We start from the raw sequence: 15271 nt of genomic DNA on the forward strand, positions 1-15271 counted from the left end.
CGAGTCACGGCTTGTAGCTTCATTTCCGCAGTAAATTTGGACAAAAAAACTGCACCTCCAATAGTTGTAGATAGTGTCTAACAATTGGGGTGCAGTTCACATTGCCTGCGGGGTCTCAGCTTTCCCTCTATTTCCTGCAGGAGTCGAGTGTCTTCCGCTTCTTTCACTATTCTTATTCATATAAGGGTTCAAATCACAGAAAAAAACCGAATGATTAGATGTTAATCATTCGGATAAATCATTAGCTATATACTTATGTCCCAACCTCTATGCTTTATGCCACGTGATTTTGTTTGCGTTTTTTTGCCTTTTCTGCAGTCGCAGTAAACAATACATCAGAAGATGAGTTCAATGCGGTTTCACAAGAGTCTTGTAGAACTCCAATAATGAATCCAACTGCAACGACCTGCATGGCTACATCATTAGAAATCCCGAACAAGCTAGCTGCTAGAGGAATTAATAATAGAGAGCCCCCAGCGACACCTGATGCACCGGCAGCAGATACAGCAGATAGGACACTTAAAATAATGGCTGTCCAAAGATCTACTTCAATACCTAGAGTATGGGCAGCGGCTAGTGTTAATACGGAGATAGTCACAGCAGCTCCTGCCATATTAATTGTAGCACCTAGTGGGATAGAGATAGAATAAGTATCTTCATCTAAATCCATCTTTTTACAAAGATTTAAGTTTACAGGGATATTAGCAGCAGAGCTTCTAGTGAAGAATGCAGTAATCGCACTTTCTCTTAATGTTTGTAAAACCATTGGATAAGGGTTTTCTCTTGTGAAAATGAAAACGATCAATGGGTTAACTACAAGTGCAATAAAGAACATACAGCCAAGCAACAAGATTAAAAGCTGTCCATATTCTGTTAATGCGGAAAGGCCATTAGAAGCAATCGCATCAAAAACAAGACCTAAAATACCGATTGGTGCTAACTCAATTACCCATTTAACAATAGTAGTAATCGCGTCTGAGATGTTTGCTAATGCCGTTTTGGTTGTATCTGCAGCAATTGATTTTAAAACAATACCTAATACAATTGCCCAAGCTAAAATACCAATATAATTCGCATTCATCAATGCGTTAACTGGATTATCTACTATATTAAATAATAATGTTTGTAATACTTCTACAATCCCGCCAGGTGGTGTTACATCATCTGCTCCCGTTTGGAGTGTAAGGCTTACAGGGAAAATGAAGCTAGCAATTACGGCGATGACACCAGCTGAAAATGTTCCTATTGCATATAGAAAGATAATCATTTTCATATTCGTTTGTTGGCCTGTTTTATGACTAGCAATGGCGTTTATAACTAGAAATAAGACTAAAATTGGTGCAACAGCTTTTAAAGCACCGACAAATAGAGAACCAAATATAGAAATCCAACTAGCTTGTGGAACAACTAAAGCTAATATAATACCAATAATCAGACCAGCTAGAATACGCTTTACTAAACTAATTTCGCTCCATTTACGTATGAAGTTTTTCATGATGCTCCTCCAAATTCAAATTTAATATATTAATATAATGTACAGTTGTCGCGTCCACGTGGACAATATCTTTCAATAAGTGTATCACGAATTGTTCATTAACGGAATAAGAAATTATTTCGAAATATTCATTTTTGATAGATGATTTTCCTTCAAAGAGTCTATGTGCTGCTCTTTCTTTAATAGATATAAAATAAAAATAGTAAATGATGGCATTCGCAAGATATGTTACTTCCCGTTCGCTAGTTTGAGATTTTTTGTGATCGTTTTACATAATGATTAATTGTCTTCCTTCCTTTTTATTACATATTTAATATATTTATAAAGCAGCGACGAAGGTATTTGAATTTACCTAGGTTTATAAAAACGTAAGTTCCTGCTTTATTATTTTTCATTTTGATTATATAGATATTTCACAGGTAAATACCATTGAATGGAATGTTATTGTAAAATATTTCATATATTAAATACTATTGACTGCAGCTTGATTATCTGCAATAATAAACTCAATTAAATACTGGTACCTTTAATTCAGTCCAGAGAGGCTGGCAAGGGCAGCGGATATCATTATTTCTGTAGTGATATAGTATTTTCTAGAGAGAAATACTATATATAATCATATACAGATAATGAAATTAGGGGCTAATTGTCAGATCTAACTGATGATTAGTCTCTTTTTTTTCTGCTTTTTGGTATCAGAAAACTGATGGAGGGATTTACAAATGAGTAAAATCGATCAAGAGTTTTCGTGGCAAGCGGTGCCAAAATCGCAGAGAAATAATTTCTGGAAGACATTATTTGTTATGTTAGGGTTCACGTTTTTCTCAGCAAGCATGTTAGCAGGAGGCGAGCTTGGTATAGGACTCAGCTTTAGTGAGTTTATTATCATCGTCCTCTTAGGGAATTTACTATTAGGCATATATACAGGTGCTCTTGCACATATTGCTGCCAAGACAGGATTGTCCACACATCTTTTAGCTAAATATGCTTTTGGAGAGAAAGGGTCGTATTTACCTTCCTTTTTACTAGGATTTACGCAAGTCGGTTGGTTTGGTGTTGGTGTGGCTATGTTTGCTGTTCCTGTAGCAACAGCGCTAGATTGGAATGTGTATGCACTTATCTTTGGTTTCGGTATTGCGATGACAATCACTTCTCTCTACGGGATGAAGTCATTGGTTATTTTAGGGTTTATTGCAGTACCAGCAATCACACTCTTGGGTGGTTATTCAGTTATAGAAGGAATTTCAGCTTTTGGTGGCTTAGAAGGCTTAATGGATTATACACCTGCGCAAACGATGACAGTTGCTGCAGCATTGTCCATCTGCATAGGGTCATTTATAAGCGGCGGAACATTGACACCTGACTTTGCAAGGTTTGCTAGGACTTCTAAGCAAGCCGTAACAGCGACGGTCATCGCCTTTTTCTTAGGAAATTCACTTATGTTTTTATTTGGTGCAGTCGGTGCGATGGCATATGGTTTAGCTGATATATCTGAAGTCATGTTTTTACAGGGATTGATGATTCCAGCTGTACTTGTATTAGGACTTAACATCTGGACAACGAATGATAACGCCTTATATGCATCGGGGCTTGGTTTTGCCAATATTACGAAGATTTCCAAGAAAGTATTTGTTGTCGTAAATGGTTTGGTTGGTACCATCTTTGCTATGTGGATGTACAATAACTTCGTTGGTTTCTTAAATATCCTAAGTGCTGCCGTACCATCTATCGGTGCGATTATCATAGCCGATTACTTCTTCATTAAACGTAGAAACTATGAAGGATTTGAGCAAGCGAAATTTAAAGTCATTAATTGGGTGGCCATGGGAGCATGGGCACTAGGGGTTACTTTTGCTCAAATTATGCCGGGCATCACACCTCTTAATGCATTGTTTGGCACAGCAATCATTTATATCGTTTTAACCTTCATTGTAGCAAAAATATCAAAATCTAAGGAGATGACAACTAATGATCATACAGAACGCGAAATTACGGGGTAAAGAAGGGCTATGGCAATTAATTATTAAAGATGGTGTTTTTCACGAGATTACACAAAAAACAATTGAAGTTCCAGATGGTGAACAAGTAATTGATGTTGATGGGGCGCTCACTTTACCTCCATTTATTGAACCTCATATTCATCTGGATACAACTTTAACAGCAGGTGAGCCAGAATGGAATAGAAGTGGTACTTTATTTGAGGGAATCCAAAGATGGTCAGAGCGGAAAGCATTTTTAACTCCAGAAGATGTTAAAACAAGGGCGAAGCAAGCGCTAAAATGGCAAATTGCCCAAGGGATTCAGCATGTTCGCACACATGTCGATACCACAGATACAACCTTAACAGCTGTTAAAGCTTTATTGGAAGTAAAGGAAGAAATGAAAGACTATGTTAATATCCAGCTTGTTGCTTTCCCGCAAGAAGGGATTTTATCGTATCCAAGTGGGGCAGAGCTGATGGAAGAAGCGTTGAAAATGGGTGTCGATGTCGTTGGTGGTATTCCACACTTTGAATTTACAAGAGAATATGGCGTAGAGTCGATGAAGATTGCTTTTGACCTTGCCGAAAAATACAATCGTTTAATTGATATTCATTGTGATGAAATAGATGATGAACAGTCACGTTTTGTTGAGGTTGTTGCTAAAGAGGCGTATGAGCGGGGTTTAGGAACACGAACAACAGCAAGTCATACGACAGCGATGGGTTCTTATAATGATGCTTACACATATAAGCTATTCCGCTTACTGAAGATGTCTAACATTAATTTTGTTTCAAACCCATTAGTCAACATTCATTTGCAAGGAAGATTTGATACGTATCCAAAAAGAAGGGGATTGACTAGGGTAAAAGAAATCCAAGAAGCTGGACTTAATATTTGCTTTGGTCATGATGATATTTTTGACCCTTGGTATCCTCTAGGAACAGGAAATATGTTACAAGTACTTCATATGGGTATTCACGCTTCACAGTTGCTAGGTTATGAACAAATTGTCAATTCAATCGATTTGATTACGAAAAATAGTGCAAAGACATTACAAATCGAGGATGAATATGGTATTGAGAAAGGTAAACCGGCGAATTTTATTATCCTTGAAGCAGAAAATGAATATGAGGCCGTTAGGAAACAAGCGACAATCCTTTATTCTATTCGCGGAGGTAAAGTGATAGCTGAAACGAAGCCACAAGTAACCAATATTACATTTGGAGATCATGTTGAGCAAGTTAATTTTAAAAAATGAATTTCAAGATAATGACCACAGAGAAAATCTGTGGTTTTTTCTATAAGAATTTTTGAATGAAGCACACAAAATTATTTATCGGCAAAAGGAAGAGGAGTGGTTTTAGTAAAAGGGTATGAATAATATCTAGTTTTTAGATGTTTAACCCTTCTATTATTAACTACTAAGACCATTCCACAACCTCAGCCAGTATTCTGTTGGATCCACCGCAGGTAGAGCGGCTGATAGTGCTTTAACTTTCCCCGTCAATCATTTCCCAAAAGTGCCAAGAGGCTTTGGACATTTGTTTCTCTTTGAGGCGCAAAATAACAGGTTCCATTTGATATTCATAAGATTGTATTGCTCGAACTTCAATATTTTCAAATAGTTGAGGAGAATTGTCCATTTGCGGAATCATTGATATCCCAAGACCTTTACTGACAAGTTGGATGGCCATCATCACATCTTTACATTCAATAATGATATTTGGAGTTATATTTCTTTCTTCAAAGGACTTAAGAATATTTTCAGTGAAAGTCAAACCCTCTAGTGCTCCTAACAAGATGAAAGGAAAGGAAACCATTTCTTCAAAAGTTGTTCTTTCAGGAGACAGTTGATCTGCCCATTCACTTGGAATAATTGCTACACAAGATCGTTTGTTCAAACTTTTTATTTTGTATTGCTCATTATTCATTGGTCTTAATAGAAAAGCCATATCGATTTCTCTTTGGTCGAGTCTTTTCAATAATTCCTCGGTATTACCGTTTAAAATACTGACCTTGACATTAGGAAATTCCTTCCGATACAAGCTGATATAATCAAGCAGCAGATTTGAGCAAGAAGAAGATACCCCGATTCGGACAGTTCCAGCATCTCCTCGTTCGATTTCTTGTATTTGTTCTTCTACAACTTGCATTTCCATTAACATTTGTGTTGCATATTTGTACAAAATGATTCCTGTCTCTGTTAACTCCCATTTTTCCCGGTAACGATGAATTAAGGTAGAACCTAAGTCGGTTTCTAGCTTCTTTAAAACTTGGCTCAAAGGGGGTTGCGCCATATGCAGAACTTTTGCTGCTTTAGAAATACTGCCTTGATCGACGATTGTTTTATAATATTGAAGCTGTCTGATATCCATAATTTCTCCCCTTTCATCATATGTAATTTAATATAACTAGTTTATCATATATATATTTTTTATATATTTGTTCTGATGATAAAATGAGTAAGTGAAACATTGAACAAATTTAGAATCGGGTGAAACAAATTATGGCTAAACGACTAGTTCTTTATGTACTAGGCTTATTTTTTTTATCACTAGGCGTTAGTTTTTCTATTCAAGCGGATTTAGGAGTTTCACCAGTATCATCATTACCTTATGCGTTAAGTTTAAGTACTGGTATGAAAATCGGTATGATGACTGTCGCTGCGAATATTCTATTCATTATTGTTGGAAGCATTTTGACTAAATCTTTTATCGTAAAAGAGGTTGTTGGTCAACTGGTTATTTCGTTCTTATTCGGTGGATTTATGGATTTAACTTTGCTTTTAGTTCAAATTTTTCCAGCACCACAAACAATTGGGATGAAAATTATCTTTTTGCTTATTAGTTTATTTGTAGTGGCAGTAGGCCTGTTAGGTTATTTTAATGCTAAGTTACCACTTATGCCTTATGATGCCTTAACCTATGCCATCAGTGCGCGTTTTAAGATGATTTTTAGTAAGGCGAAAATTACAAGTGATTTATTGAATGTCTGTGTCGCCGGTGCTGTTTGCCTCATCTTTGTCCATTCACTAGGAGCTATCGGGGTTGGCACAGTTATAGCCGCTTATTTTATTGGTAAGATCCTTGGTTGGATGACAAAATTATACGAAGTACCGTTAAAAGAATGGTTGTGGGCAAAGCCACAAGAGGAATTAAGTAAGATCAACTAAGGGGTAATATAAAATAATTCATTATAACCAGTGAGGGATGGGGATGCCTTGCTGGTTATTTTTTAGTTAAGAAAGATATTTTGTTGTTTACGCTAATCTAGTTGGAGGAGAATAAAAGCCAAACCGGCAATATAACCGGTTCTCAATTTGATTCTCCCTCTTCCAATTGCTTTAATTTCTCATGATATCTTTTATGGGCTCCTTTTAAGGCAACAATTACTGCTGTGGTGGATGGTGCGAAATAGTGCTTTTCTATCCGGTTGATAAGGCCTTGAAGGTCGGTACTCATGTCAAATCCAATCATTAATCTCTTAAAGAAATCTTGCGTCAGTCCAGTTATAAAGGTAAATTCTGCGTTGATAATCTTATGGTTAGTAGAATTGATTTCGAGAACAATACCTGCGTGTTTGTATACTTCATACATCGCTGTTCCTTGTGGAGCTTTGGCATAAGCAGTAACAAGTACGGAGCTAAGTTCATTTTGTGCCATGATAGTGGCTCCCTTCTATTTCGGTTTACTAAACAGTTCTATTTTATCATATAACTTCAAAGGTTTTTAGAATTGAAAATTTTCCATTGACTATCTAAATCTTTTAAAATATGATAATACTATCAAAATGATTTGAATATATTATTCTTTCTGAAGAAAAGCGTCTTCTTAACGATGAAATTCACCTTTCATAACACTTAAGGATACCTAGCTTTTTCAAGGAGATAAGAGTCGAGTAATTTTCTTATTTTCCTGGGATAGCTAGGTTTTTTGTTTTTGTTAAATTAAGGTAATTCGTATAAATGCTGGAGGGGGGAGTTATTAGAGTGACTAAAAGAATCGCTGTTATTGGTGGAGGAACAATGGGGATCGGGATTGCCCAATTGTTTTCTACAAATGGGTATCAAGTTACGTTAGTGGATGTGAATAAAGAAGCATTATATTTAGCAAAAGAGAGAATGGAATATCAACTTTCTACTCTTCTTTCCAATTCAGATGATGTTAAAAGTGTGTTGGCATCTGTCTCTATGACTGTTGAAATGAGTGAAGTGAAAACAGCTGAGTTCATTATTGAAGCAGTTCCGGAAAAACGAGACCTGAAACAACAGGTGCTACAGGAAATAGAGAGGTTTTGTGCGGAGGAGACGATCATTGCAACAAACACATCTGGGTTGTCTATTGATAGCTTAGCTGAAAGCCTAACCTATCCTCAAAGGATGATGGGTACACATTTTTTCATGCCAGCTCATGTCATTCCACTCGTTGAAGTGGTAAAAGCAAAAGCAACATCGGAAGCAGTTGCAGACAAAGTGATGTCACTATTAAAAGAGGTTGGCAAAAGGCCAGTACTGATTAAAAAAGACATCCCAGGATTTATTGCCAATCGCATTCAACATGCAATGGCAAGAGAGGCCATTTCACTATTAGCTTCAGGTGTCGCTTCAGCAGAAGACATTGACACAGTTATTCGTTATAGTTTAGCGCCTCGGTTATTATTTAGCGGACCGCTTGAACAACGAGATTTAAATGGACTAGATGTTCATTTTCATATTGCTTCATACTTATATCCAGATCTCGAAAATCGGACAGATCCTGATCCATTTTTTGTGAAAAAGGTAGAAGCAGGAGAACTAGGTATAAAAAGTGGGAAAGGTTTTTATGATTGGCAAGATAGAAATGTACAAGCAATTGTCGAAGAGAAGAATAACGCAATTTTGCAAATAATGAAAGCGCTTAAAGATAGAGACAACAAGGAGGGGAACTAGATGGAAAAAATGACAAACTTTTTCACAAATTTAATGAGGAAGTATTTACCTGATGCATTTGTATTTGCTATTGGATTAACGATTTTAACAATGATTCTAGCCATGTTGATTGAGGGACAAACACCAAAAGAACTTGTGCTAGCATGGGGAAATGGGTTTTGGGATTTATTAGCGTTTACGACACAAATGGCTGTTATTTTAGCTATGGGTTATGTTTTAGCAACTGCACCACTAACGGATAGGTTATTAAATAAAATTGCGGCTAAAGTAAAAACACCTAAGGGTGCAATTATAGTGGCCACTTTAGTTGGGTCGATTGGTAGCTATCTTAACTGGGGATTTGGGTTAGTTATTGGAGGAATTATCGCCCGTAAATTAGCAATGAATGTAAAGGGTGTGCATTATCCCTTAATTATTGCAGCTGCATATAGCGGTTTTACCTTTTATGGTTTAGGTTTATCAGCTAGTATTCCTGTGCTCATTTCTACACCAGGTCATCCAATGGAAGCGGCAATGGGCATAATCGGTTTAAGTGAAACCATTTTCTCTTTACCAATGGTAATAACAACGGTTGTCTTATTAATTACTTTGCCACTTGTGAATGCTGCTCTTCACCCAAAGAATAAAGAGAATGTAAGAGAGATAAATCCTGCATTATATGAAGAGAAAAAAGAAGCATCAGTGAATATATTAGGCGATGATACTTTTGCCTCAAAGATTAATAATAGCCGATTACTTAGTTATGCTATTGGTATCATTGGTTTAGTTTATATCCTTTTCTATTTCATCGATGGTAACACAATGAATCTTAATATTATTAACTTTATTATCCTTTTCTTAGGAATTATTCTTCTAGGGACACCTGCGAAATATACGCAAAGCTTAAATAGCGGAATTGGTACAATATCAGGAATCATTCTACAATTTCCGTTTTATGCAGGAATCATGGCGATTATGGCATCATCGGGTCTAGTTGATACAATTGCTGCTATATTTGTTAATTTTTCAACTGCTGAAAGTTTACCATTCTGGGGAATTATTAGTTCTTTCTTTATTAATTTCTTTGCTCCATCTGGCGGCGGTCACTGGGTTGTTCAAGGACCATTTATGATTGATGCGGCGAAGGAGTTAGGTGCAAGTCTTAGCCAAACATCTATGTCTGTTATGCTTGGTAATGCATGGAATGATGTGATTCAACCTTTCTGGATTTTACCAGCGCTCGCTTTATCGAAACTAAAGCTTAAAGATATAATGGGTTATTTAGTAATGATTATGTTTTATGTAGGAATTATTTATATTGCAGCTTGTTTAATATGGGGTTACTTACTATAAAAGGAGGAGCTAATAATGAAAGTAGTCGATTTATCTGTTGTTTTATACGACGGTTTGGTATCTTTCCCGTCTCACCCAAAGGTGGTATTTATGGATCATGTTACACATGATTTTTCAAAACCGCGATATCAAGCGCCGTGTGAAGGGTATGCGAGTAAAACGATAATCATGTCAGATCATAGTGGCACACATATGGATGCTCCCTATCATTTCTTTAAAGATGGTTGGACAATTGAGCAAATCCCTGTGGAGGCAACAATGGGGAATGCAGTGTTGGTAGATGTTTCTCAAAAGAGTGCAAATGAGCCTGTAACAAGAGATTTGGTTGAAGAGGTTGTTCGTCGTGACAATCTTAAAGTGAAGAAGGATGATATCGTTTTATTTCGCTGCTGGCCAGGAGTATGGAATGCTGCAGGTTTTCATGACTGCTTATCATTAGATCCTTCTGTTGCTAGTTGGGTAGTGGAACAAAAAGTAAAAGCGATTGGTCTTGATCTTCCTAATGCTGATATTAATACAAATATGCAACGTAATGTTCATATGGAGTTACTTGGCCGAAATATCATGATTTTTGAGAATGTAGTAAATCTAGAGAAGTTAACAAAGAAACATTTTTATTTTATGGGAACGCCACTAAACCTAAAAGGAATGACGGGCTCACCAATAAGAGCTTTAGCGATAGAAGAATGGTAAAAGAAAGGAGGAGAGCTTTTTATGAAAGCAGTAGTAAAAACTAATAGATCACGAGGTATTGAAATAAAAGATGTAGAATTGCCTACTTTAAAAGAGAATGATGTACTAGTACAAGTGCTAGCTGCCAGTATTTGTGGAAGTGACCTTCATATGCACGAAGGGATGAATGCGTATGAATGGGTATCTACCCCTGTCACACTAGGACATGAATTTGCTGGAGTGGTAGTGGAAGTGGGTCATAAGAATCACGCTCATTTGATTGGAAAAGATGTAGTCATTAATCCGTATATTCCTTGTGGTCATTGTGAGAATTGTTTGAAAGGGCAAACGAATCTATGTGACCATGGCAAAGGTTCCATGAGTAAAGTGCCGGCAGAATCATTACGATACGGTTTTAGAGAAAATGGTGGAATGGCAGAGTATGCTTCTATCGATTATCGGAATGTACTCCCGCTTCCCGAGGAAGTTACTATTGAAGTGGCAGGTATGCTAGAAGCAATTGGAATTGGTGTGCGCGCAATTGAAAGGGCGAACATTCTGCCGGGTGAAACAGCAGTTGTTATTGGACCTGGACCCATTGGATTATCAATGGTTGCCTCCCTATCAAACTATGGATTTAAACAATTGATTGTCACTGGATTAACAAAGGACAAAGACCGTTTGGCATTAGCATTAGAGCTAGGTGCTACTGATATAGTGTATGTTGATGATGAAAACTTATTAGAGGCAATTGCTCATAAGACGAACGGAAATGGCGTAGATCATGTTTTTGAAACGAGTGGGTTTAATGGTTCGCTGACAGATGCTGTGAGAATATGCAAAAAAGGTGGGGAAGTCCTACTTATTGGGATTAGCCCGCAAGAAAGTACCATAGCTACTAGTGAAATTGTACGTGGTGAGATTGATATAAAAGGAATATATGGAGTGACAGAACAAACGATGAAGCGTGCGATTGCCATGGCAGCATCAGGAAAGTATCCATATGAAAAACTTATTACACATACGTATGCTTTGGAAGAGGCAGAAGCAGGATTTAATGCAGGCATAAGAAAAGAAGCGGTAAAGGTAATATTAAAGCCATCAGGAGAATGAGCTTATATAAGATGGCAAATGCAAACGAACAATCTCTAAACTTGGGTTGTTCGTTTTTTTTTTGAGTTAGTGATTATTTCATTAGGAATTTTCGGTAAAATCTTACGCTATCAATAAAATATAGGTTTTATCATTTTATCGTCTTATTTCGTATGGTTATGCCCACCCTATAGAGAATTGATTGTATGAGTTGATAGATTATTCAGAAAGAATCCTGCTATAATGTAAAGAATCTATAAATACTGGAGAACTGTATGAAAAAGTTATTAAAAGTTCCTATAAAAATTAAGATTCTCGTCCTTATAGTCATTTTAATTATTTCTATTATTGTTTTGTTATCTGCGATGTATATCGTGATGAAATTAAATGATGATATGGCTAAGGCTGAAGAGTTAACAATGCAGACAGCAAAGACCGTTTCTTATATGCCGGCATTACATGACTTTTACAACCCTTATAAACTAGTAAATACTTTAGGAAATGTAGTAAATCAAGTAAAAAAGATAGACAATATGGAAGTGTTTTTTCAAAAACGCAATGGCATGATTATCGCCTCGACTGATGATGAATCTACTTTTGGAGAATTAACAATAGAAGAGCATGAAAAAGCACTTATTTATGGAAGCTCTTATGTGATGCAAACAGTAGAAGAAGATAAAAAAGTGATTAAGGCCGTTGCCCCTATAATGGTCAATTATGGTGAATATAAAAAAGTAGAGGGAGCAGTCATTGTCCTTTTTGAAGTGAACCAATTATATGAAGCCATTTGGGAGGATATTAGAGAAATACTTAAAGTATCTGTGATAATCTTGTTTCTTGGCATCTTTGCCGGCTATTCATTGACTAATAGTATTAGGAAAGACACATTAAATTTAGAACCTTATGAAATTGCTGCCATGTTCAGAGAGAGAAACGCTATACTCCATTCAGTGAAGGAAGGGATCCTTTCTATTGATGAAAAAGGGATGATTACGATGGTCAATACTTCCGCTGCTCAGCTATTGACATTAGAGAGTGGAGTAGAAGGGAGATTAGTAGAGGAAGTCATTTCTTCAGAGGTAATGATTGAAGGACTGAAGAGTTGTAAGAAACAAGTAAATGTTGAAATACAAATTGATGAGAAAGCCATTATCATGAATACACAACCAATTATAGAAGCTGGGAAGAGAATAGGTACAGTAGCTAGCCTCCGAGATCGTACTGAAATTAAACGAATGATAGATGCCATATCTGAAGTGAAACAGTACTCTGATGATTTACGAGCACAATCACATGAATTTACGAATAAGTTATATGCCATCTTAGGCTTACTTCAATTAGATAAAAAGGAGAAAGCGATTGAATTCATAAACAGCGAAGCAACATTATTAAAAAAAGAAGAAAAAATCATTTTTACAAAAATAAAGGATGAACGCGTGCAAGCGATATTATTAGGAAAATTAGCACAAGCTTCCGAAAAGAAAATAGACTTTGTAATAGATAAAGAGAGTTCTTTAGAAGGGTTACCAGATAACCTCAACTTATCGTCACTTATCATTATTCTAGGAAACTTAATTAGTAATGCTTTCGATGCAGTAAAAGAGAATGCGCCCAAGGAAGTGAAATTTTTTGTTACCGATATTGGAGACGAGGTTATTTTTGAAATCCAAGATAATGGAACAGGAATTGCTGAAGAAATGACACAACAACTATTCGAGAAGGGACAATCATCTAAAGGGAAAAATCGTGGTTACGGGCTCTTTAATGTTCAAGTAGAGATAGAATCTCTAAATGGTGTGATTGAATATAGCAGTGATGAGCATAAGGGTACAATCTTTACTGTATATTTACCAAAGAAAGAGGGGAGTAAAAATGGGAATCATTAATGTAGCAATAGCCGAAGATGATTATCGGATTGCGCAACTTCATGAAGAGTATATAACTAGAATAGATGGGATGAAGGTAATTGGAACAGGTTTAAATGCTCATGCAATGATGGAACTGTTACAACAGCATCCAGTTGATTTATTACTTATGGATATATATATGCCGGATCGTTTAGGAATTGATCTATTAGAGGAAATAAGGGAGAAGTATCCTCTTGTAGATATTATTTTAATTACAGCAGCGAATGAGAAAGATTATTTATTGAAAGCACTAAAATATGGAGTAATCTCTTACTTAATTAAACCGGTTTCATTGGATGTATTTATTGCAACCTTAGAAAGGTACAAAGAAGAAAAGGGGAAATTCGCTTCTGTCACTGAAGTCAATCAACAGGTTGCTGATTATTTCTTTGGTCGCACGCAAACAGACATATTACATAAACAAACCGGTTTACCAGCTGGAATTGATCACGTTACGCTTGAGAAAGTGCGCTCCATTCTACAAAAGGGAGGAACAGGTTTAACAGCTGACAAGGTCGGAGAGAAAATGGGAGCATCTCGTACAACAGCCCGCCGCTACTTAGAATATTTAGTTAGTATAAACAAAGCTTATGTGGAACAAGTATATGGAGTGGTGGGGAGACCCGAGAGGAACTATTTTTATCGTTGAAAAACTGGTCGTAAAGGGACCGGTTTTTTTATGTATAAGAGGGAAAACATACGTCGGTGAATGGTATGTCGTATTGCCACTTATAGTTATTGTGAAATAAAGCACAAATGAACACAATGAATTTAATTAATTTTAAGTTTTTAATAGACAATTTTTAGAAAACGTTTACATTTATTTATTCAGAATTTAATATTAACTCAGAATTTAACAAAATAAGGGGAGTGGATATAGTGAAAAAGCTGGTAGTTTTCGTTCTAGCTGTTCTTATATTGACAGCGTGTTCTTCCAATTCAACTTCAGGAAATGGGGAATATCCAACAAAAAATATAGAAGTAGTTGCTCCTGCCTCACCTGGTGGCGGATGGGATTTAACAGCTCGATCTGTGCAAAAAATTCTTAAGGATAATAACCTGGTGGATAATAACATTAATGTCATTAATAAGCCAGGTGGCGGTGGTGAAGTTGGATGGAGCTATTTACATACGAAGGATAGTCATTATCTTGCGGTAAACTCTAGTCTGCTATTAACCAATCATTTCTTAGGACAAAGTAAGTTAACTTATGAGGATTTTACACCTCTTGCGACCTTAGCAACCGAATGGCAGGCCATTGCTGTATCAGTAGATGCTCCATATGAAAATATAAATGACTTGTTTGAAGATATTAAGAATGATCCAGCATCTATAAAAATTGGCGTAGGACCAGGACTAGGCAATGATGATCATCTATCATTTGTGCAAGCGGCAGGAATGAGGGATGTCGCAGCAAAAGATTTGAATTTCCTCGTCTATGATGGCGGTGGTGGGGACGTAGTGACAGCCCTTTTAGGAAATCATGTAAACGCGGTCACGACTTCATTATCAGAAGTTAAGGAACAACATATAGCTGGCAAGCTAAAGATTTTAGCGGTGTCTTCGGAAGATAGATTAGAAGAATTAGAAGATGTACCTACATTAAAAGAAGAAGGTATTGACATGGTTTTCCCCCATTGGCGAGGTATTATGGGGCCACCAGATATGACAGAAGAAGAAATCAAATATTGGGATGAAAAATTGGGAGAGATGGTTAAGAGTGAAGAATGGGCTGAACTTTTAACAAATAATGATTGGGATAATTTTTACCAGAATAGTAGTGATACGAAAGCGTTTTTCGATGAACAAGCAGAATTATATAAGGATTTAATTGGCGAATCAGGGCTGGTTCAGTAAGGGAGGA

13 protein-coding genes are annotated in these 15271 nt (G+C 36.5%); 10 read left to right on the plus strand and 3 right to left on the minus strand.

What is annotated here, in order from left to right:
- Window positions 1-274: 274 nt before the first annotated feature.
- Entirely contained in the window at window positions 275-1495 is a 1221-nt protein-coding gene (gene sstT, locus U9M49_RS12635; RefSeq protein ID WP_095370447.1) for a serine/threonine transporter SstT, read from the minus strand.
- A 722-nt stretch (window positions 1496-2217) separates the two neighbouring features.
- On the opposite strand from sstT, the gene codB reads away from it, so the two are divergent.
- Both codB and U9M49_RS12645 read left to right on the plus strand, forming a co-directional pair.
- On the plus strand, window positions 2218-3495 hold the full coding sequence (gene codB / locus U9M49_RS12640) for a cytosine permease (protein ID WP_307319080.1): 1278 nt from the start codon (window positions 2218-2220) through the stop codon (window positions 3493-3495).
- Window positions 3464-4735 (plus strand): cytosine deaminase, encoded by a 1272-nt coding sequence (locus U9M49_RS12645; protein ID WP_322909918.1) that lies wholly within the window; start codon window positions 3464-3466, stop codon window positions 4733-4735. Before codB ends, U9M49_RS12645 begins: the two co-directional genes overlap by 32 nt.
- Window positions 4736-4967: 232 nt before the next feature.
- Here the strand turns inward: U9M49_RS12645 and U9M49_RS12650 are convergent, their stop codons facing one another.
- The gene (locus U9M49_RS12650; protein ID WP_095370444.1) at window positions 4968-5852 is read right to left on the minus strand and encodes a LysR family transcriptional regulator; all 885 of its coding nucleotides are present in this window, start codon (window positions 5850-5852) and stop codon (window positions 4968-4970) included.
- 131 nt (window positions 5853-5983) lie between these two features.
- On the opposite strand from U9M49_RS12650, the gene U9M49_RS12655 reads away from it, so the two are divergent.
- The gene (locus tag U9M49_RS12655) at window positions 5984-6649 is read left to right on the plus strand and encodes a YczE/YyaS/YitT family protein (protein ID WP_322909919.1); all 666 of its coding nucleotides are present in this window, start codon (window positions 5984-5986) and stop codon (window positions 6647-6649) included.
- A 142-nt stretch (window positions 6650-6791) separates the two neighbouring features.
- Here U9M49_RS12655 and U9M49_RS12660 read toward each other — a convergent pair whose 3' ends face one another.
- Complete coding sequence (locus U9M49_RS12660; protein WP_095370442.1) at window positions 6792-7139, minus strand: DUF3870 domain-containing protein; 348 nt, start codon at window positions 7137-7139, stop codon at window positions 6792-6794.
- Window positions 7140-7465: 326 nt separating this feature from the next.
- Between U9M49_RS12660 and U9M49_RS12665 the strand changes: the two genes are divergently transcribed.
- From U9M49_RS12665 to U9M49_RS12695, 7 genes are all read left to right on the plus strand, one after another.
- Window positions 7466-8404 (plus strand): 3-hydroxyacyl-CoA dehydrogenase NAD-binding domain-containing protein, encoded by a 939-nt coding sequence (locus U9M49_RS12665; RefSeq protein ID WP_322909920.1) that lies wholly within the window; start codon window positions 7466-7468, stop codon window positions 8402-8404.
- Window positions 8405-9736 (plus strand): short-chain fatty acid transporter, encoded by a 1332-nt coding sequence (locus U9M49_RS12670; RefSeq protein WP_307319066.1) that lies wholly within the window; start codon window positions 8405-8407, stop codon window positions 9734-9736.
- A 15-nt stretch (window positions 9737-9751) separates the two neighbouring features.
- Window positions 9752-10429, plus strand: a complete 678-nt coding sequence (locus tag U9M49_RS12675; RefSeq protein ID WP_322909921.1) for a cyclase family protein — start codon at window positions 9752-9754, stop codon at window positions 10427-10429.
- Between the two features lie 21 nt (window positions 10430-10450).
- Window positions 10451-11521, plus strand: a complete 1071-nt coding sequence (locus U9M49_RS12680) for a zinc-dependent alcohol dehydrogenase (RefSeq protein ID WP_322909922.1) — start codon at window positions 10451-10453, stop codon at window positions 11519-11521.
- Window positions 11522-11775: 254 nt separating this feature from the next.
- Window positions 11776-13386, plus strand: a complete 1611-nt coding sequence (locus U9M49_RS12685) for a sensor histidine kinase (protein WP_095370439.1) — start codon at window positions 11776-11778, stop codon at window positions 13384-13386.
- Window positions 13379-14056, plus strand: coding sequence for a response regulator (locus U9M49_RS12690; RefSeq protein WP_095373527.1), 678 nt, complete (start codon window positions 13379-13381; stop codon window positions 14054-14056). The genes U9M49_RS12685 and U9M49_RS12690 overlap by 8 nt, the downstream gene beginning before the upstream one ends.
- A gap of 230 nt (window positions 14057-14286) precedes the next feature.
- A complete protein-coding gene (locus tag U9M49_RS12695; RefSeq protein WP_322909923.1) occupies window positions 14287-15264 on the plus strand; it encodes a tripartite tricarboxylate transporter substrate binding protein in 978 nt (325 codons plus the stop codon).
- The last annotated feature ends 7 nt before the right edge of the window (window positions 15265-15271 follow it).

Origin of the sequence: Cytobacillus sp. OWB-43, assembly GCF_034651445.1 — a bacterium.
In the GTDB taxonomy this organism is placed as follows: Bacteria; Bacillota; Bacilli; order Bacillales; family Cytobacillaceae; genus Cytobacillus; species Cytobacillus kochii.

What these genes read in the sequence shown, in the direction of transcription:
- U9M49_RS12650 (WP_095370444.1), bottom strand. Translation starts at nt 5,852, where the DNA reads ATGGATATCAGACAGCTTCAATATTATAAAACAATCGTCGATCAAGGC.
- U9M49_RS12670 (WP_307319066.1), top strand. Translation starts at nt 8,405, where the DNA reads ATGGAAAAAATGACAAACTTTTTCACAAATTTAATGAGGAAGTATTTA.
- codB (WP_307319080.1), top strand. Translation starts at nt 2,218, where the DNA reads ATGAGTAAAATCGATCAAGAGTTTTCGTGGCAAGCGGTGCCAAAATCG.
- U9M49_RS12685 (WP_095370439.1), top strand. Translation starts at nt 11,776, where the DNA reads ATGAAAAAGTTATTAAAAGTTCCTATAAAAATTAAGATTCTCGTCCTT.
- U9M49_RS12660 (WP_095370442.1), bottom strand. Translation starts at nt 7,139, where the DNA reads ATGGCACAAAATGAACTTAGCTCCGTACTTGTTACTGCTTATGCCAAA.
- U9M49_RS12645 (WP_322909918.1), top strand. Translation starts at nt 3,464, where the DNA reads ATGATCATACAGAACGCGAAATTACGGGGTAAAGAAGGGCTATGGCAA.
- U9M49_RS12655 (WP_322909919.1), top strand. Translation starts at nt 5,984, where the DNA reads ATGGCTAAACGACTAGTTCTTTATGTACTAGGCTTATTTTTTTTATCA.
- U9M49_RS12675 (WP_322909921.1), top strand. Translation starts at nt 9,752, where the DNA reads ATGAAAGTAGTCGATTTATCTGTTGTTTTATACGACGGTTTGGTATCT.
- sstT (WP_095370447.1), bottom strand. Translation starts at nt 1,495, where the DNA reads ATGAAAAACTTCATACGTAAATGGAGCGAAATTAGTTTAGTAAAGCGT.
- U9M49_RS12680 (WP_322909922.1), top strand. Translation starts at nt 10,451, where the DNA reads ATGAAAGCAGTAGTAAAAACTAATAGATCACGAGGTATTGAAATAAAA.